Below are 18,332 nucleotides of genomic sequence, written 5' to 3'. Positions count from 1 at the left end.
GGTATGTCTAAGTACGACTCCCATTTGAAATGTTCATTTTGTGGCAAGTCTCAAGAGCAGGTGCGTAAATTAATCGCAGGGCCGGGAGTCTACATCTGCGATGAATGCGTTGACTTGTGTAATGAAATACTAGACGAGGAGTTACTCGATACTAATGGTGCGGCAGCACAACCAGCACCGAGAGCAGAGCCACCTGAAAAACGGCGTACTCACTCTGCTAGTATTTCGTTTAATCAAATACCCAAGCCAAGAGAGATTAAAAAGTATCTAGACGAACACGTTATTGGTCAAGACGAAGCGAAGAAAGTTCTGTCAGTAGCTGTTTATAATCACTACAAGCGGCTGGCAGTCATTCAGTCTAAAGCCAGTGGCAAACCTGGGTCAGATGATGCCATAGAACTGCAAAAGTCCAACATCTTGTTAATCGGCCCGACTGGTTGCGGCAAAACTCTCTTAGCGCAAACTCTAGCGAAAATCCTGGATGTACCTTTTGCTGTCGCCGATGCGACGACGCTGACGGAAGCAGGGTATGTGGGAGAAGATGTAGAAAATATCTTGCTGCGACTGTTGCAGGTGGCAGATTTGGATATAGAAGAAGCGCAAAGGGGAATTATTTACATTGACGAAATTGACAAAATTGCTCGTAAGAGCGAGAACACGTCAATTACCCGTGATGTTTCTGGCGAAGGCGTGCAGCAAGCCTTGCTGAAAATGTTAGAGGGAACGATCGCTAATGTACCACCCCAAGGAGGGCGTAAGCATCCTTATCAAGACTGCATCCAGATTGATACAAGTAATATTTTGTTCGTCTGTGGTGGTGCCTTCGTAGGCTTAGAAAAAATTGTAGATCAGAGAGTTGGCAAAAAAGCAATCGGCTTTGTGCAACCGGGAGAAGGCCAATCGAAGGAGAAACGAGCAGCAGACACTCTTCGCCATCTAGAACCGGATGATTTAGTAAAATTTGGCCTGATTCCAGAATTTATTGGGCGGATGCCAATGGTAGCAGTTGTAGATCCGCTAGATGAAGAAGCGCTGATGGCGATTCTTACTCAACCACGCAGCGCCCTAGTGAAGCAGTACCAAAAGCTGCTGAAGATGGATAATGTCCAGCTAGATTTTAAAGCAGATGCTTTACGAGCGATCGCTCAAGAAGCTTACCGCCGTAAAACTGGTGCTAGAGCATTACGTGGGATTGTCGAAGAATTGATGTTGGATGTAATGTATGAGTTACCATCCCGTAAGGATGTGACACGCTGTACAGTTACAAGGGAGATGGTCGAGAAGCGATCAACTGCTGAACTGATAATACATCCGTCTTCACTACCGAAGCCAGAATCAGCTTAATGAGTCATTAGTTATTGGTCATTAGTCATTGGTCAAAAAATAAGGAATAATAACCATATACCAGGGACTAATGACAACTGACAAAGGACAAATGACTAATGCCTTATATTAATGTTCGTGGCGTTGAGCATTACTACGAATGGGTGAAAAAACCATCCGGTTCTTTGGTAAAACCAGTGATGGTTTTTATGCATGGTTGGGCTGGTTCGGCTAGATATTGGCAAAATACTGCTGATGCTTTATCAGAGCAATTTGATTGTTTACTCTACGATATGCGGGGATTTGGCCGTTCTGGTGGAAAGCCAACCATAGCCGAAGCAAGTGAAGCTGTTACTGAATCTGAGTCCCCACAGGAAGAATCAGAGGCAATTAAAGAGCTAACCTATGAGTTAGAGGAATACGCTGATGATTTGGCAGCTTTCTTAGATGGGTTGCATCTTCAGCGTGTTTATATCAATGCTCATTCGATGGGCGCGTCTGTTGCTACTTTATTTTTTAACCGCTATCCCGAACGAGTAGAACGAGGAATTTTAACTTGTAGCGGCATTTTCGAGTACGACGAAAAATCCTTTAGTGCTTTTCATAAATTCGGTGGCTATGTAGTGAAATTCCGTCCCAAATGGTTAAGCAAAATTCCATTTGTTGACCGGATGTTTATGGCCAGATTTTTATATAGTTCCATACCACATTCTGAGCGGCAAGCTTTTTTGGAAGATTTTCTGGAAGCAGATTACGATGCGGCTTTAGGAACAATTTTTACTTCAGTCAGTAAGGCTCAATCTGAAGTGATGCCGCAAGAGTTTGCCAAGCTGACAGTGCCGACTCTGCTTGTGGCAGGGGAGTATGACAAGATTATTCCAGCCGAGATGGGTCGTCAAGCAGCGGCACTGAATGAAAAAGTGGAATTTGTGATGATTCGTAACACAGCGCATTTCCCAATGTTGGAAGATGCCCCAACTTATCTGCAACGGGTACAAGAATTTTTGCAAATTAACACGCCAAAACCACAAGTGGGGTAACTGCTGGCGATTTTTAGACAGTTAAGTGTACCTGCGTGATACCTTGACGCATTTTATATTGTCGCCTTAACCAAGACTTTTTAATTATTTTACGGAGTAAGGGAGCAAGTTGAATCAACAGCGATCGCAGCAGTGCATTTTTTCGCAGTAGTTCGCCTTGTTTAGCTTCTTCTAACTGGAGTTGCTGGGCACGGATAATTTCTGGCTGACGTTCTGCTTGGATGTGCGATAGTGCTATGTCAATATCCTGCTGTCCAGCTTCTTTTTGCAACAGTGGTACAAGATGATTAGCAGCGACAATCACATCACGGAATGCGAGATTAATTCCTTGGGCACGGACGGGAGACATTGGGTGTGCAGCATCACCTAGAAGCAGTACTCCTGGTGCGTGCCATTGGGGGCAATAACCAACCACAACAGAGAGCCGAATGGGAGATTCGATGGTGTCTGCATGATTACGGAAATGCTCTGCTAGCCATGAGGGTGATAAGGAGGCAAAAACCTCTGCCCAGTTGGCTTGTTTGGAGTCAGTGTTTTCGGTTGCCGACATCACCCAAGCCAGATGTAGTTTTCCTGATTCTGCTCCGTGAAAGATGGTAAATACGCGATCGCCATTTACAATAGTACGAAACACATTATCGGCTGCAAACTCAGGACTGGCGGCAAGTTTAAACCAAAGAATATCAATATTTTTGGGCTGGCGTACCAATTCCAATCCTATCCGTTGTCGTACAAGAGAATTTCGACCATCTGCCCCAATCACTAAGTCAGCAGCAAATTCTCTGCCATCGCTCAGTACTACACCTGCTACACGTTGGTTACTCCACAATAAATCCTTGACAGGAACACCTTGGATAAATTCAAACCCATCATTCGTTTGAGCTTCCGAAATCAGTGCTTTGAGTAGCGGTGGTTGTGAAACTAGTGTACAGGGTTGGCTTGCTCCCATTGGTTCATCAACTCGAAACAACTGCTTGTCCCCGATAATGAATTCCCACGCGTCGAGTTGCCGATGGGGAATATGTTCTAATAATGCCGATAGACGCATTTGCTCTAGAGCATCTAAGCCACTGGGCATTAATCCTTCGCCGCGAAATACACGATAAAAGTCTTTTGCTGCTTCAATTAACGTTACAGCAATACCACGTTTTACAAGAAGCAGGGCAAGGGTTACACCTGTTGGGCCTGCGCCCACAATCACAATTTGCACTACTTTATCCCTTCTGTATCAGTTGCTCTTAAAGATATTGGTCGAATTATCTTGAGATTAATAGGACTGGTACGAGTTGGAGAATAACGAACCGCAGAGGCGCAGAGGGCACAGAGAATGAGAGTTTGAGAAATATTTTGCGTAAGTTTTAATTAACTTAAACCCAGTTCTCGTTTTAGCAAGTTAATCGAGTTAGCGCCGATATAATTCTCAACCTTAATCAGCTTTGGCGGACGAATAATATCTTCATCAGAGGCTTGCACGGCTGCTTGTACTGCCGCAAAGCTGGCTTGATCGCTTATGATTACCTCAGCACGTTTAACCATTGCCTGAAGTTTGTAAGCATCTTTTGGTTGTGAAGTCATTACCAGTAGTTCATCACCGCGCAAACCGTGGAGAATGACTTCTGCGGCTCGTGCAATCCCAGAACTGAGGCTAACTATCCCAACACAGTTTTCTTTTGGTAAGGTTTTCAAGATGCTGAGTTCTTTGCTGTAGTCGTAGATATCGAGAGGAATTACTCGTGCGGCTTTTGGAGCTGCGATCGCTTCTACATTACTGATAAAATACCGACTGGTGACGACTGTCGCAGAGGTAGTTTTATCTAGCACGGCGGTTAATTCTTCCATTGCTACCAACTGGACTGGGATTTTTAGCGATCGCTCTAATTCATAAACCATCAACTCACCAGCACCCATATCATAAGATGGAACTGCAACCAGTACCCGCGCACTACAACGCAAGCGCCAGTCAATTTCCGCTAAAAATAGCTCTCTAGCTTGATTCAGCGAACATCCTTGGGAGAGCAGTTCGTCAAGTGCTTGCTGGACAACTTGATATGCATCAGGATTTTGTTTGAGAATTGGTGATTGCAGCCTACTACCGCCCTCATGACCTTGGGCACGAACATAAATACCCGAACCAGCCATGCTTTCAACAAATCCGTCTTCCTCTAGTTGACGGTAAACTTTACTTATGGTATTGCGGTGTAACCCCGTTTGCATTGCCAGCGCCCGTGTGCTTGGTAATTTGTAAGCCGGGGGATATTGCCGAGAAGCGATCGCAAATCGGATTTGATTAAACAGCTGGGTTGATGCGGGAATTTCGCTGTCTGGCTGAATACGGAATTGAATCATCACCAAACCTCCTGAATACTAAGTGCTAATGAGTGCTAAGTTCTGAGTGTTGCTTTTATACTCAACACTTTTTACTCAGCCCTCCCTTTGTGACCAGCTACATTTGCTACATCTCAAATATGTTTATTTACATATAAAGTTTTTCTGATACAAATTTCTAATGCGCTCACTATTGGTTATTGATAATTTAATTAGAAAAAAGCTAGGCATACTGGCATAGTTATATCAAATAAACACACGGTTAATCACATAGCACTGGTAAAAATTATTATGACAGAGCAAGCAACAAGTACCACAACGATTAATCTTTTGCAAGATAATATTCAAGTGTCTGCTTATCTAGCAGAGCCAAAAGAACCTGGCTCTTACCCAGGAGTTGTAGTATTACAAGAAATTTTTGGTATTAACGCTCACATTCGGGAAGTTACAGAACGGATTGCCCAACTTGGGTATGTAGCGATCGCACCTGCACTTTTTCAACGGATTGCTCCTGGTTTTGAAACCGGATACACACCCGAAGATATTGAAACAGGCAGAAGTTACGCCATGCAAACTCAAGCCTCAGAGTTATTGAGCGATATTCAACTAGCAATTGACTACCTCAAAAATCTGCCCCATGTGAAAAAAGATGGTTTTGGCTGTATTGGCTTCTGCTTTGGCGGTCATGTCGCATATCTTGCAGCCACCTTGCCAGATATTAAAGCTACGGCTTCCTTCTACGGTGCTGGAATTACTACTCGTACACCGGGAGGCGGCGCTCCTACTGTCACCCGCACTAGAGAAATAACAGGTACTCTCTATGCCTTCTTTGGCACAGAAGATGCTAGCATCCCAGCCGAACAAGTAGATGAGATTGCAGCAGAGTTAGAAAAATATAAAATTCTTCATCATGTGTTTCGCTACGATGGAGCTGATCACGGATTTTTCTGTAACCACCGTGCCAGTTATAATCCTAAAGCTGCGGCCGATGCTTGGGAGCAAGTAAAACAACTCTTTGGTCAACTAAACTGAAGCATACGCAGCCAAGTTAGTCATTGGTCATTGGTCATTGGTGAATACAAAGGACAAATGACAAATGACAAATGACAACATAAACTTCAGTTGCACCATATCAAATAACAACTAATCTTCAAAAGTCATGAATTCCGAATCGAAACTTTCTCAAACAGCCAATTCGCCCTTTACAATGGACGATTTTGCCAAAGCACTAGAAAAACACGACTACCAATTTCAAAAGGGACAGCTTGTACATGGCAAAGTTTTCCAACTTGACCATGATGGGGCTTATGTGGATATTGGTGGCAAGTCGTCAGCTTTTCTGCCGCGCGATGAGGCTTCTTTGAGAGCAGTTACCGATTTATCGGAAGTGCTGCCATTGCAAGAGGAAATGCAGTTTTTGATTATCCGAGATCAAGATGCAGAAGGGCAAGTTACCCTTTCCCGAAAGCAGTTGGAAATTCAGCACATCTGGGAACGACTGACTGAAATGCAGGAAAATGCTCAGACTGTACAAGTACGGGTTATGGGTGTGAATAAAGGTGGTGTCACCGTCGATATTCTTTCTTTGCGGGGATTTATCCCGCGATCGCACCTGGCAGAGCGTGATAATTTAGAAGCACTCAAAGGTCAAAATCTGACTGTGGGCTTTTTGGAAATTAATAAAAACACCAACAAACTCATCCTTTCTCAGCGTTTAGCAACTCGTTCTAGCAACTTCAGCTTATTAGAACTAGGTCAACTGGTGGAAGGTAAAGTTACTGGCATCAAACCTTTTGGTGTATTTGTCGATTTAAGTGGGATGAGCGCCTTACTTCATATCAAGCAGGTAAGCCAGAAATTCATTGATTCTCTAGAAAAAGTATTTCAAGTTGGCCAGCCAATTAAAGCTGTAATTATTGACTTGGATGAGGGTAAAGGGCGGGTTGCTCTTTCTACCAGAGTTTTGGAAAACTTCCCTGGCGAAGTGCTAGAAAATTTTGATGAGGTCATGGCTTCAGCTGAGGCGCGTGCTAATAGAGCTAATAACAAAGCGTCTGAATAGTTTTGAGGTGGGCTGCTTGCACAAAGTATAAATAGTGCGTAGGCGTAGCTCTGCGTAGACATCGCACCTGCGATATGTAGGATTAATCGGTGAATACTGCCCAAAAATTGAGCAAAAATCCAAATTGTGGGTTATTTTATTATTCCCCCTGCATCTATAAAGATGCGGGGGATTGAAATTGGGATAATTTTTTAATCTCTCACGTTTTTTAGTACTTTGTCAAGCTAGTATCGAGGGTTTTTAGTAAGCATTTTAGTGATTAGAAAATAAAGACTAAAGCTATTACTAAAAAATTTATTACCTACTAAGATAAACTTGACATCCTAATAGCCTCTAGCTAGTAATGTGGGTAAAATAATAATTTTAGTCAGCTTCAGATAACTTTCACTTTGAACTACAGAAATTATTCTGAGGAAGACGTGTAGGCAATGCCAAAATTATGCAAGAGGTCTACCGCAGAAATATTTTGTGTTACGATTTAGATACTTATCCTAGTTGTGAATTTAATTATTCCAGTTGAAAAACGCCACGATTTCCCGCAAAACTTTACCCAGTGAAATTATCTAACTGAAAAATTATTTATGAATGTTAGTACAGATCGGACACTTATTCACCAGAAAATATATGCGAAAGAATTACGTTCTCTGATGCCACCTGAAGCATTTATCCCCGATCCAAGCAAGTTAATTATATTGTTCATTAATCTGGCAATTTTGATATTAGGTTGGATGATAGCGGCGCGGTTAGATTCTTGGTCGCCATATCTTTTATGGCTTTATGTACCTTTAAGCATAATTATGGGCAATAGCGTGGTTGTCTTACTATTTAGCACCCACGATTTGATGCATGGTAGCGTCATTAAAAATCCTCGATTAATCTATATAATTGGTCTTCTAGGGCTAACAATGTTGTGGATGCCACCAACGTTATGGAAAGCAGTTCATAACCGAGTACATCATAATCACACTAACGATTTAGGCGACCCAGATCGTAATTACTTATATGAACAATCTTCAACCTGGGGAAAATGGATTCAGGACTTATTTGTACCTTCAACTGAAGTCAATCCTGTATGGTTCATAGTGGGAATGACTTCTGCTTGGGGAGTACATACTTTTCGCAATCTGACATCTGTGCTATTTTTCAATCATGAATCTGTCGATTATGTTCCGGCTGCATTTACAGTCAGTGCTAAAGATCGTCGAGCGATCGCAGGGGAATTATTGATGATGATAATGATTCATCTAAGTATCCTCATCTATCTCCAATTTGACCCCATAAAACTCATACTTGGTTACTTTTTACCGATTGCAATTGGTTATGCTGGAGTAATTTTTTATATTTATACAAATCATTTACTTTGTCGGATGACCAGCGTTAATGACCCACTAATTAATAGTATGTCTCTCCGGGTTTATAAAATATTTGACCTGTTGCATTTAAATTTTTCTTACCATACTGAACATCATATTTTTCCAGGAATGAACTCTGATTACTATTGTATGGTTAGAGATTTGTTAGAAACTCAATATTCTGAAAAGTTTAATTTATTGGATGCTGGAGAAGCTTGGTATTTGCTGCTGAAAACTCCCCGGCATTATAAGGATGAAAATACTCTTACAGATTGGTCAGGGAAAAAGTCTGTTACCTGTCCTACAAGCGACAGTTAAAAAGGTTTATTGCAAATGAATATGCTGCTAAATACTGAGGATTTTGCAAGAAATATCGACCACAGTTCAAGCCAGGGAATAAGCCGAAAAAGTCACGATGGACAATAACTAGTACTGCAAGGCGGAATTAAAAATTAAAAATGAATATATCATAAGCATTTCATTGATTTGCAATGGATAGTTTATTTCCGCTGTATTGTACTAGTTAATTTATCGAAAAAATATATAAAGTCGAATTTAATAAGCAAAATGGCATTTGACTTACTCAAACCCCAGTTTGCTTACTCAAAAGCTGTGTTTGCTTTCTCATTTCAGTGTTTTCCGCAAGCAAAAGAAGCTTTGACTTATTCAAACCCCGGTTTGCTTTCTCATTTTGGTGTTTTCCGCAAGCAAAAGAAGCTTTGACTTATTCAAACTCCGGTTTGCTTTCTCATTTTGGTGTTTTCCGCAAGCAAAAGGAGCTTTTACTTACTAATTTCAGTGTTTTCAGCAAGCAATCAAGCATATTGCTTTCTCAATATGCTTGATTGCTGACTCATTCCAGTAATTCACGCACTTGTGACAACTATCCCTTTGAAATTACTTTTCTCTATCTTTATCTAACGCTTCCTGGATTGCACGACGACAAAATTCTGGAGAATCATCCTTGGTGGATAGTTCTTCCTTCATCGTTTTTGTGACACGTAAGTTAAGACGCTCACTTAAAGGTTCTTCCCTCTCTGATTTAAATGGTTTTAAATTTTCTGGATGACCTTTAGGGTTAGGCATTTATGTAGAAATATAAATATAATTTGAATCACTGGTAGGCAGCAGATTAAATTGGTTTTTGGTGGTTATCACAACTTGCCGGAAGTACAACCACCAATATCCAATTTAAAAAATGGACACTACTATTTTATGTTCACGCGTTCCGAACTTGAAATCAAGACTATTAAAGAATTACGCGATTTGTGTCGTAGATACGGCATCAAACCAACTGGGAATGCAGGATACAAAACCTCGTACATCGTAACTCTGATGGCATTTCCACTTTTAGCCCTGCAACAAATGAAGCAAGGTAAAGGGTTAAAATTCCCTAACTTTAACGCTATCCAGATAATCAGTTCTGCTATAGATGAGATGAATTCACCCACAGATGAGCAAGCAGCACTAATTCGGATAACTTTAGAGGGCAGGAAAATGAGCTATCCTGACCGATACGACCAAGAGAACCTGCTGAATTTGCACAAGGCTAAGATGTTGCTTGAACAAACTATTGACTTGTTGAGCCAGTAAAACTAATCCCAATACTCTATCCCTGCATCTACAAAGATGTAGGGGATCATTTTTAGAGTATTAAAATGAATAAGGTGTGACTTATTGCCATGAGAATATCTTGAGCATGGTAACAAAGTATAAAAATATGCTCATATCTCGATTTAAGTATTGCTCAATGGGTTTTGATCATATATCGAGCATTTTGACAACTATAAACGCTGTAACTATTCAATTTAGGTATTTGTATGTTTCTGGTAACTGGAGCAACGGGAGGAATTGGTCGCAGAGTTGTGCGACTCCTACGACAACGAGAACAGTCTGTGCGGGCATTTGTCCGCCTTACGTCGCGCTATAGCGAGTTAGAACATCGGGGTGCAGAAATCTTCATCGGTGACTTGCTAGAACAAAAAGATATCCAGAAAGCTAGCCAGGGTGTGCGGTATATTATCAGCACCCACGGTTCTGATAGCGATGCCCTATCTTTAGATTACCGCGCCAATATTGAGCTCATCGACCAAGCCAAAGCCAATGGCGTAGAGCATTTTGTCTTCATTTCCGTACTGGGAGCCGATCGCGGTTATGAAGATGCTCCCGTTTTCAAAGCTAAACGAGCAGTAGAGCGATATTTGGCAGCTAGTGGCTTAAATTACACTATTTTACGCCCATCTGGATTAGCATCTAACTTGCTGCCACTGGTAGAAAGATTTCGGGAAACGGGATTATATCTGCTTGTTGGCGATCGCAAAAACCGTACCTCAATTGTCAGTACTGATGATTTGGCAAAAATAGTTGTGGATTCTGTGACAGTTGAAGGCGCTCGTAACCAGATTTTATCCGTCGGAGGGCCAGAGATTTTATTACGAGAAGATATTCCCCGGATTTTTGGTCGGATTTTCGCCAAAGAACCAGTAATAATTAACTCACCCCTATTTGTCATTGATGGGTTACAGGGTGCATTGGGTTTATTTAATCCCAAAATCCAAAAAGCTTTGGGAACTTATCGCACATTGCTAGCTAATGAATTTTTCTGTACAAAAGATGAAATTGCCAATTTAGAGGCGATTTTTAACTTCCAATTAGAGACATTAGACAGTTTTTTGCGGCGCTATTTAGCAGTTTGAATAGTCATTGGTCATTAGTCATTGGTCATTCGTGAATAATCAAGGACAAATGACAAATGACAAATGACAAATGACAAAGGACAAAAATATATGGTAAATGCTGCTCAAGCACGTCAGACAAAAGAACGATTCGCCAAACCGGAGGAACAACTTACTTATGAGTTGGGGAAGGCGGTACAGGAATTGCCACCCCTGTACACTAGATTATTAGCGGGAACGATGAGCGCCATCGTCTTTGGAGCGATCGCCTGGGCGTACTTCTCGCAAATAGATGAAGTAGCAACAGCACCGGGGGAATTAATTGCCTCCGCACAGGTAAGACCGGTGACATCTTTGGGTGGAGGGTCAATTGTCGCTGTTAAAGTGCAAGAAGGCGATCGCGTTACTAAAGGTCAAGTTCTGATTCAAAAAGATCCAGACTTGCAAATAACCGATGTTTCCCGCCTAGCCAAATCTACTAGATTGATTCAAGACGATTTACAGCGTTTGGATGCAGAACGTGTTGGAGGCAAAACTACTGGAACGAAAGTGCAAGATGAACTTTTAAGCTCCCGCCTGCAAGACTTCCGAGCGCGTCAAGCAGCGGCGGAAGCAGAAGCAAATCGTCAAATAGCACTCATCGATCAAGCTAAAGTCCGCTTGAGTCGATTGCAAGATAACTTAGTTAATGCTAAAAGCAGCTTTGGGAATGCTCAAACCAACCTTGTCAATGCAGATAGCATCCGAATTAAAATTGAAAGTAATTTAGCCCTCGCTCAAGAAAGGGAAAAAAGCCTACGTACTCTAATTACTCCTGGCGCTGTGCCTCGTGTCGATTATCTGGATGCCCAAGAAAGATTAACTCGTGCAAAGACAGAAATCACCAGAGCGCAAGATGAAGTCATCAACGCCCAGAATAGAATCACAGAGGCTCAAGATAAAGTCACATCATTAGAAAAAGATATTGCTGCTCAAGTCCAAGAAATTCGCCAAGCAGAACAAGCTTACAACGCTGCACGCAGTCAGGCCCAGCGTGTAGCATCAGAACGCCAAAGCGAAATTTTGACGCAGTTTAATAAGCGTAAAGAAGAACTAACAACTGTTCAAGGTCAATTAGAGCAGGCGAGGAAGCAACAAGCTTTAGAAACGATTGAGGCTCCCGTAGCCGGTACAATTTATAAAGTCAAAGCCACCAAGGGGCCAGTACAATCGGGTGAAGAATTGCTGTCAATTTTGCCGGAAGGCGAAGAAATGCTTCTAGAGGTAAAAGTTCTCAACCGCGATATTGGGTTTATTCGTCAGGGAATGAAGGCAAAAGTGAAAATGGCGACTTTTCCCTTCCAAGAATTTGGCATTGTGGATGGCGAAGTTATGCAAGTCAGTCCAAATGCAATTGCTGATAAAGAATTGGGTTTAGTTTTTCCGACGAGAATTAAGCTAAATAAACACGCAGTCAATGTTCGAGGTCAAGAAGTAGAATTTACACCAGGTATGGCTGCTACAGGTGAAATTGTCACTCGTAAAAAGTCAATTTTGACATTCATCACTGAACCTGTAACACGGCGGTTCAATGAGGCATTTTCCGTTAGGTAGGAAAGTCTGTTAGATTAGCCACAAGTAAGGGTTTAGCATTGTTAAACCCCTACATTTATTCACTAATGATGAGCAGGTTAATTTTCTTAACCGAGCAGTATTGAACTTAACTGCAAATCTCTATTCTATAATTTTCAAGCTATACCCAAAAATTTTCTATACTGATCTATTTGTTTTTGCATTCCCTCTAGTAGTTTGATAAAATCTGGATTATTCTCATCCTGATTGCTATTTACATTGATACTGCCCAGAATCTTCTCATAGTTTTGAAATTGTGACCATAATTCTGGATTTGTTGATATGTTATTACCTTCGGCTGATATCAGATATTTTGTGGTTTCTGTAATTGCCTGACCAATTACAGGGTTAAAATCAGAATTATTCCAACTAGCGATCGTTTCTGGTGTTAGATATATTGCATATTCTGTAACTCCCTGATCGATTAGAGAGCCAAAATTGGAATTATTAAAACTAGCGATCTTTTCTGGAGTTAGATATCTTGTGGTTTCTATAATTCCCTGACCAATTAGAGAGCCAAAACTGGAATTATTAAAACTAGCGATCTTTTCTGGAGTTAGATATCTTGTGGTTTCTATAATTCCCTGACCGATTAGTGAACCAACATTGGAACTATTAAAACTAGAGTTTGTAGTTTGTGTGTTATTTCCTGCGGTTTCTGCAATCACCTGACTCGCTAGAGAACTGACATTAGAAATTTTAAAACTAGAGCTTGTAGTTTGTGTGTTATTTCCTGCGGTTTGTGCAATTACTTGACTCGCTAGAGAATTAACATTAGAAATCTTCAGACTAGAGCTTGTAGTTTGTGTACTATTTCCTGCGGTTTCTGTGACAATCTGACGTACTTGGGCATCAGTCAGGGTGGAGTTAGCACTAAGCATCAGGGCAACGATACCAGCAACGTGGGGAGCAGCCATAGATGTGCCGCTATAAGTTGCATACTGATTATTCGGAACTGATGAATAAACCTTGACTCCTGGAGCTGTGACGTAAGCGATTGGATTTGTTCCAGAGCGGTTAGAGAAGTCGGCCAAATTATTATTTTTATCTACTGCCCCAACGGCAATTCCCGACTTGGATGCATAGCGGGCGGGATAGTCTGGTGATGAGTCACCATCATTACCTGCTGCCATGACGACAATTACTCCTTTACTGCTGGCATAGTTAATGGCTGACTCTAAAGTGCGATTAGAAGATGCGCCTCCTAAACTGAGGTTAATCACATTAGCTCCATTATCTACAGCGTAGCGAATACCTTTAGATATGGAACTATAGGAACCAGAGCCAGAGCTATCTAAAGCTTTGACAGGCATAATTTTGGCATCGTAGGCAATACCAGTGACACCATAGTTATTATTTTCTCCTGCGATCGTGCCGGAAACATGAGTACCATGACCGTTGTCATCTAGGGTGTTGTTGTTTTTATCAGCGAAGTTCCAGCCGTAATTATCATCAATATAGCCATTACCATCATCATCTATACCGTTACCCGCAATTTCCTTGGTATTTGTCCAGATATTATTTTTTAAATCCTCGTGGTTGTAGTCAACTCCAGTATCTACAACAGCGACAACAACGCCTTTACCTGTATATCCCTGTGCCCAAACTTCCGGTGCTTTAACCATGTCTGCTCCCCAATTATTGCCACCAAGATCGGGAACATCAGCAAAAGTATTCTGACCAATAGCTCTAGCCACTGCTGCTGCTCCATTAATCAAGCCATAGCCATTAGTGGAGTTATAATTTTGAGTGCTAAAAGCATTATTAGTAGCATTATTTCTATTTTTAGATTCATCGTTATTTAGCAACTGCACATCAGCATTGGCTGAGTTATAGCTACTACGTCTGCTGAAGTTGAGGGTGTAGTTATCTTTCGTATTAAAGCTATCTAATGAGGAAATTGAAGTGGCATTTAGCTGTTTATTTGATAATATATTGTTATTGACATCATCAATGTGCATAAATTTTTTCTCAAAGATAGCAACCGTTTTTTGACAGGTTGAAGCCTTGAAACCTTTACAATAAAAAGATTTCAATCTGTGAATAAAACTTCATTCTCAATAATTACTATGGAATCTAATAACAAAATGCTAATTCTATTACCAAAAAGCATTATGATAATTACGGTTTTTATTAAGGGTAACTTTATCGAGTAAATATTAAATATTTGAGGTGTATTAATAAAGACTAATGCAAAAATTGCAACATGGCGTTATCGACTCATTTTGTTACTCTTAGAACTGCTGCGATCGCTAGCTATAAAAATATTTATATTACTCAGACTGGAGCAAGGATAATTATTGAAATCAGCAACATTAAAATGGCGAATGGAGTTGTGTTCCATTCGCCAAAGGCTATCCTTAAGCCGCTTTGCAAACCTTTATCTTTTATATAACTACAAGCTTTGAGTTAGTTAAATCTATTAAATGTTTGCTTGCTGCCGTTGATATAGTGACCAATACAAACCCTTTTGTTGCAACAATTGTGAGTGAGTACCACGTTCGGCAATCACGCCTTGCTCCAAAACCAAAATCAAGTCGGCACGTTTGAGGGGAGCAAAGCGGTGAGCAATCAGGAACACGGTACGGTTGGCAGAGATTTTTTGCAGGTTTTGCAGTACTTGTTGTTCAGTTTCACTATCCAAAGCACTAGTAGCTTCATCCAAAACTAAAATCGGCGCTTGGGAAAGAAATAACCTTGCCAGAGCAATGCGTTGTCTCTGTCCACCAGATAAAGCTGTACCGCGTTCGCCAACATTGGTTTCGTAACCGTATGGTAATTGACTAATGAAGTCGTGTGCCACGGCTAATCTTGCCGCCTCTACAACTTGCTCTGCGGTAATGTCGGGACTACCGAGAGTGATATTTTCCAAAATAGAACCGTTAAATAAAAAGTCTTCTTGGAGAACTACACTAACTTGTTGCCGCAGTGAGGCTAAATCGGCACTTTTTATATCAAAACCATCAATCAGGATGCGTCCTGATTCAATTTGATAGAGGCGTTGCAATAGCTTAGATAGGGTACTTTTCCCAGAACCGCTACGTCCGACAATGCCAACAAACTGCCCTGGTTCAGCACTGAAAGAGATTCCCCGCAGAATTGCTTCAAAGTTGGGCCGGTAGCGGAAAAATACTTGCTCGAAGGTGATTTGTCCTTTCAGGGGTGGCAAAACTAAGCCAGTTCCCAGTTCAGCTTCTGGGGAGACGTTGAGAATATCACCAATGCGATCTACAGAAAGTAGCACTTGTTGAAGGTTTTGCCACAACTGTACTAAGCGCAAAAGCGGGCCTGTAACTCTACCAGACAACATTTGAAATGCAACAAGCTGTCCAATTGTGAGCTTTTGTTCGATGACTAACTTGGCACCAAACCAGAGAATCAGCATGGTGGACAAATTGGTGAGAAAATCACCAATGTTGCTGCTGATATTGGAGGTGGTAGAAGCTTTAAAACCTGTGCGAATGAAGCGGGCAAATAAGCCTTCCCAGCGATCGCGGGCTACTGGTTCGGCTGCGTGGGCTTTAACGGAGTGGATTCCGGTGATTGTCTCTACTAGAAACGATTGACTATCGGCACTCCGGTTAAAAGTTTCGTTGAGCCAGTTACGCAGAATTGGTGTTGCAACTATCGTTAATGTGGCAAATAGCGGCAGTACTGCTAAAGCCACAAAGGTGAGTGGGACGTTATAGTAAAACATCAATGCCAGGTACACCACAGCAAAGATGCTATCCAGAATCACAGTTAATGCTGTACCTGTGAGAAACTGACGAATTTGTTCGAGTTCCTGGACTCTTGCTACTGTGTCTCCAACGCGCCGCGACTCAAAATAAGCCAAAGGCAGACGCATTAGATGGCGAAATAGCTGCGCTGATAAACTCAAATCCAGACGACGAGCTGTATGGGTAAAGATGAATAGGCGCAAAATACCCAGTATGGACTCAAATATGGCTACGCATAAAAGTGCCAGCGCCATCACATCGAGAGTTGGCAAACTCCCCTGCACCATCACTTTATCAATGACGACTTGGGTAATTAACGGTGTTGTTAACCCCAAAAGCTGCAAGGTAAAAGATGCTAACAATACTTCCGCGAGCAATCCTTTATACTTCCAAACTGCTGGGGTAAACCAACTGAGGTTAAATTTTTCTTGCTGGGATATGAGTTCTACTTGCCACAATTGTCCATCCCAAGACGCCTCAACTATAGATTGCGGCAAGCTTTCACAAGTCCGTTCGGGATTTAGAGGATTAGCGATAATTAAGCGATCGCCTTTAACTCCATAAGCTACCACCCAGGATGGACTCTGGGGTGAGTCAGAATTCCACAGCAATAAAGCTGGAAATGACAACTGTCGCAACTCACCCCAACTCACTTGTAACCGCCGCATCACTAACCCTAACTTTTCTGCTGCTTCCACAACCTGTTTTGGGCGTTGTCCTCTGAGTTGACGCTGCACCCATTCCAGTTGCACAGAATTTTCTAACTGTTGCGCCACCATTGTTAAACACGCAGCAGCGGTATTCCAACTGGCAACAAAGGGATAAATTGCAGCGATTAAATTGGCGGCTGGGAGTCCTTTTTGGGGTTGGAGGCTGTGGGGGCTGGAAGTCCCGTCTGAGGCTGAAGTTACCGAAGGACTGCTAGAGAAGGAAAATGTCTCTCTTTGTCCTTCCATCTCTACTGGTAACGCTTGCCAAAATTCCTGAATTTGTGGGTGAGAAAATTCTGCCCACAGCGCAGTTTCCCAACAAACTACTACCACCTCTTTACTAGCAGCTACAGCTTTAAAATCCGCAGACAGCTTTTGGAAGTCGCCAAACCAATCCCCTGCATCTAGGGCGGCTATTGGTTTGCCAACGCCCTCTTCTCGCAAGCGGACTTTCCCAGCCACAATTAAAAATTGATAGCCACCGACATCGTTTGACCAGATTTTCTCTCCAAGACGATACTGGCGAGTTTGGCACTCATTTTCCAATCGCGATTGTTGTTCGGGAGTCAGCCAGGATAGCGGTGGCTGATTCCAAGGCAAAGAAGCTAGCACTTTTAATCGTAAAGATTCATTATCCAGAGTTTTTAACTCACTTGTAATTTGACTGTCAGTTTTTGAATTTTCTCTGCTAGCCATTTTTCAAACAACTCATTTTGTAGTGCTTGCTGTAGTTGAGTATCTTCTAAAGACGCTGGTAGAAATTGTTCTACTCGAAACAAACCATAAGGTCCTTCTCCTTGAGGGGAGTCTTTGCCAACGATTTCTATTGGGCCTATCAATTGTCCAGGACTGGCGACATCAATAGCTGCCCGTAATATGTCCGGCATACTGCCTCGGCTGACAATTCCCATCATGCCGTTCACAATTCGGTCATCTGAAAGGGAATACTCTTTGGCTAGTTGCTCAAAACTACCTCCTTCTTCTATTTGGGTTTGGAGTTCGTCTGCCAATTCTCGATTATCAACAACAATCCGGGAAAGTACTACCCGATCTAAAAAAATCTTGCGTTCAATAAAATATTCTGGGAGTTTTGTTTGTGTCACTACAGCTTTCAGCTTTTCTAACTTGTAACCAAAAGCAACCGATGTGTGAAAAGTAGCGTAATCTGTGTTATTTGTCTTTAACCATTCTTGAAAACTTTGGGGGTCAGTGAGTTGATTTTTCAGCCTAAAGTCAATAATTGACTGTTCAGTTATTGCGGTACCAATTTCAATATCATCTCGCGTTCGGATTTCTTCCTCAATTACGTACTGCCGGAGAATATCCCCAATGAACTGTCCCAATTTTCCAGAGGCTTGCAGGTACTTTACTGCTTGCTCTATAGAAATTATTTGGTCATTAATTGTCAAAAATGATAAAGATTCCATGAACTAATTATGTGAAAATTGTTAAACACTTATAGGACTTTTAAATTAAATCATATAGAAATCATCTGGTCATTCATGGATAAATATG

The 18,332-nt window shown here is 41.7% G+C and carries 14 protein-coding genes and 1 pseudogene; 9 read left to right on the top strand and 6 right to left on the bottom strand.

Annotated elements, in window-relative coordinates; all coding sequences use genetic code 11:
• Window positions 1-3: 3 nt before the first annotated feature.
• On the top strand, window positions 4-1,344 hold the full coding sequence (gene clpX, locus ACM0OX_RS08225) for an ATP-dependent protease ATP-binding subunit ClpX (protein WP_292730369.1): 1,341 nt from the start codon (window positions 4-6) through the stop codon (window positions 1,342-1,344).
• A 98-nt stretch (window positions 1,345-1,442) separates the two neighbouring features.
• Window positions 1,443-2,363 (top strand): alpha/beta fold hydrolase, encoded by a 921-nt coding sequence (locus tag ACM0OX_RS08220; RefSeq protein WP_414514444.1) that lies wholly within the window; start codon window positions 1,443-1,445, stop codon window positions 2,361-2,363.
• Between the two features lie 13 nt (window positions 2,364-2,376).
• On the opposite strand, the gene ACM0OX_RS08215 is transcribed toward ACM0OX_RS08220, so the two are convergent.
• Window positions 2,377-3,573 (bottom strand): FAD-dependent monooxygenase, encoded by a 1,197-nt coding sequence (locus tag ACM0OX_RS08215; RefSeq protein WP_414514443.1) that lies wholly within the window; start codon window positions 3,571-3,573, stop codon window positions 2,377-2,379.
• Window positions 3,574-3,725: 152 nt separating this feature from the next.
• Window positions 3,726-4,709 (bottom strand): GntR family transcriptional regulator, encoded by a 984-nt coding sequence (locus tag ACM0OX_RS08210; RefSeq protein WP_292732563.1) that lies wholly within the window; start codon window positions 4,707-4,709, stop codon window positions 3,726-3,728.
• Between the two features lie 270 nt (window positions 4,710-4,979).
• Here ACM0OX_RS08210 and ACM0OX_RS08205 point away from each other — a divergent pair, with 270 nt between their 5' ends.
• The 3 genes from ACM0OX_RS08205 (at window position 4,980) to ACM0OX_RS08195 (ending at window position 8,420) form a co-directional block, all read left to right on the top strand.
• Window positions 4,980-5,720, top strand: coding sequence for a dienelactone hydrolase family protein (locus ACM0OX_RS08205; protein ID WP_414514442.1), 741 nt, complete (start codon window positions 4,980-4,982; stop codon window positions 5,718-5,720).
• Window positions 5,721-5,847: 127 nt separating this feature from the next.
• Window positions 5,848-6,750, top strand: a complete 903-nt coding sequence (locus ACM0OX_RS08200; RefSeq protein ID WP_335007826.1) for a S1 RNA-binding domain-containing protein — start codon at window positions 5,848-5,850, stop codon at window positions 6,748-6,750.
• 581 nt (window positions 6,751-7,331) lie between these two features.
• Window positions 7,332-8,420: a fatty acid desaturase family protein gene (locus ACM0OX_RS08195; RefSeq protein WP_414514441.1), complete on the top strand. Its 1,089-nt coding sequence runs from the start codon at window positions 7,332-7,334 to the stop codon at window positions 8,418-8,420.
• 579 nt (window positions 8,421-8,999) lie between these two features.
• Here the strand turns inward: ACM0OX_RS08195 and ACM0OX_RS08190 are convergent.
• The gene (locus ACM0OX_RS08190) at window positions 9,000-9,188 is read right to left on the bottom strand and encodes a hypothetical protein (protein WP_334964361.1); all 189 of its coding nucleotides are present in this window, start codon (window positions 9,186-9,188) and stop codon (window positions 9,000-9,002) included.
• 129 nt (window positions 9,189-9,317) lie between these two features.
• Between ACM0OX_RS08190 and ACM0OX_RS08185 the strand changes: the two genes are divergently transcribed.
• From ACM0OX_RS08185 to ACM0OX_RS08175, 3 genes are all read left to right on the top strand, one after another.
• Window positions 9,318-9,695 (top strand): hypothetical protein, encoded by a 378-nt coding sequence (locus ACM0OX_RS08185; protein ID WP_414514475.1) that lies wholly within the window; start codon window positions 9,318-9,320, stop codon window positions 9,693-9,695.
• Window positions 9,696-9,922: 227 nt separating this feature from the next.
• On the top strand, window positions 9,923-10,798 hold the full coding sequence (locus tag ACM0OX_RS08180; RefSeq protein WP_414514440.1) for an SDR family oxidoreductase: 876 nt from the start codon (window positions 9,923-9,925) through the stop codon (window positions 10,796-10,798).
• A gap of 63 nt (window positions 10,799-10,861) precedes the next feature.
• Window positions 10,862-12,370, top strand: coding sequence for an HlyD family efflux transporter periplasmic adaptor subunit (locus ACM0OX_RS08175; protein WP_414514439.1), 1,509 nt, complete (start codon window positions 10,862-10,864; stop codon window positions 12,368-12,370).
• An 820-nt stretch (window positions 12,371-13,190) separates the two neighbouring features.
• On the opposite strand, the pseudogene ACM0OX_RS08170 reads toward ACM0OX_RS08175, so the two are convergent.
• A pseudogene (locus ACM0OX_RS08170) lies at window positions 13,191-14,349 on the bottom strand (S8 family peptidase); the annotation flags it as partial.
• 245 nt (window positions 14,350-14,594) lie between these two features.
• Between ACM0OX_RS08170 and ACM0OX_RS08165 the strand changes: the two are divergent.
• Window positions 14,595-14,783 carry a hypothetical protein gene (locus ACM0OX_RS08165; protein ID WP_414514438.1) on the top strand — a complete coding sequence of 63 codons (189 nt, stop codon included), beginning with the start codon at window positions 14,595-14,597 and terminating at the stop codon, window positions 14,781-14,783.
• Between the two features lie 27 nt (window positions 14,784-14,810).
• Here ACM0OX_RS08165 and ACM0OX_RS08160 read toward each other — a convergent pair whose 3' ends face one another.
• Complete coding sequence (locus ACM0OX_RS08160; protein ID WP_414514437.1) at window positions 14,811-17,513, bottom strand: type I secretion system permease/ATPase; 2,703 nt, start codon at window positions 17,511-17,513, stop codon at window positions 14,811-14,813.
• A complete protein-coding gene (locus ACM0OX_RS08155) occupies window positions 17,462-18,244 on the bottom strand; it encodes a peptidylprolyl isomerase (RefSeq protein ID WP_099102542.1) in 783 nt (260 codons plus the stop codon). The genes ACM0OX_RS08160 and ACM0OX_RS08155 overlap by 52 nt, the downstream gene beginning before the upstream one ends.
• Between the last annotated feature and the right edge of the window lie 88 nt (window positions 18,245-18,332).

The sequence above is a fragment of the Nostoc sp. PCC 9305 genome, from assembly GCF_963920915.1.
Classification (GTDB): domain Bacteria; phylum Cyanobacteriota; class Cyanobacteriia; order Cyanobacteriales; family Nostocaceae; genus Nostoc.
This window is presented reverse-complemented; position numbering and strand designations above follow the sequence as displayed.

Excerpts from the sequence above, each read along its gene's own strand:
- clpX (WP_292730369.1), top strand. The coding sequence starts at position 4 with ATGTCTAAGTACGACTCCCATTTGAAATGTTCATTTTGTGGCAAGTCT.
- ACM0OX_RS08220 (WP_414514444.1), top strand. The coding sequence starts at position 1,443 with ATGCCTTATATTAATGTTCGTGGCGTTGAGCATTACTACGAATGGGTG.
- ACM0OX_RS08210 (WP_292732563.1), bottom strand. The coding sequence starts at position 4,709 with ATGATTCAATTCCGTATTCAGCCAGACAGCGAAATTCCCGCATCAACC.
- ACM0OX_RS08205 (WP_414514442.1), top strand. The coding sequence starts at position 4,980 with ATGACAGAGCAAGCAACAAGTACCACAACGATTAATCTTTTGCAAGAT.
- ACM0OX_RS08200 (WP_335007826.1), top strand. The coding sequence starts at position 5,848 with ATGAATTCCGAATCGAAACTTTCTCAAACAGCCAATTCGCCCTTTACA.
- ACM0OX_RS08195 (WP_414514441.1), top strand. The coding sequence starts at position 7,332 with ATGAATGTTAGTACAGATCGGACACTTATTCACCAGAAAATATATGCG.
- ACM0OX_RS08190 (WP_334964361.1), bottom strand. The coding sequence starts at position 9,188 with ATGCCTAACCCTAAAGGTCATCCAGAAAATTTAAAACCATTTAAATCA.
- ACM0OX_RS08185 (WP_414514475.1), top strand. The coding sequence starts at position 9,318 with ATGTTCACGCGTTCCGAACTTGAAATCAAGACTATTAAAGAATTACGC.
- ACM0OX_RS08180 (WP_414514440.1), top strand. The coding sequence starts at position 9,923 with ATGTTTCTGGTAACTGGAGCAACGGGAGGAATTGGTCGCAGAGTTGTG.
- ACM0OX_RS08175 (WP_414514439.1), top strand. The coding sequence starts at position 10,862 with ATGACAAATGACAAAGGACAAAAATATATGGTAAATGCTGCTCAAGCA.
- ACM0OX_RS08165 (WP_414514438.1), top strand. The coding sequence starts at position 14,595 with ATGGCGTTATCGACTCATTTTGTTACTCTTAGAACTGCTGCGATCGCT.
- ACM0OX_RS08160 (WP_414514437.1), bottom strand. The coding sequence starts at position 17,513 with ATGGCTAGCAGAGAAAATTCAAAAACTGACAGTCAAATTACAAGTGAG.
- ACM0OX_RS08155 (WP_099102542.1), bottom strand. The coding sequence starts at position 18,244 with ATGGAATCTTTATCATTTTTGACAATTAATGACCAAATAATTTCTATA.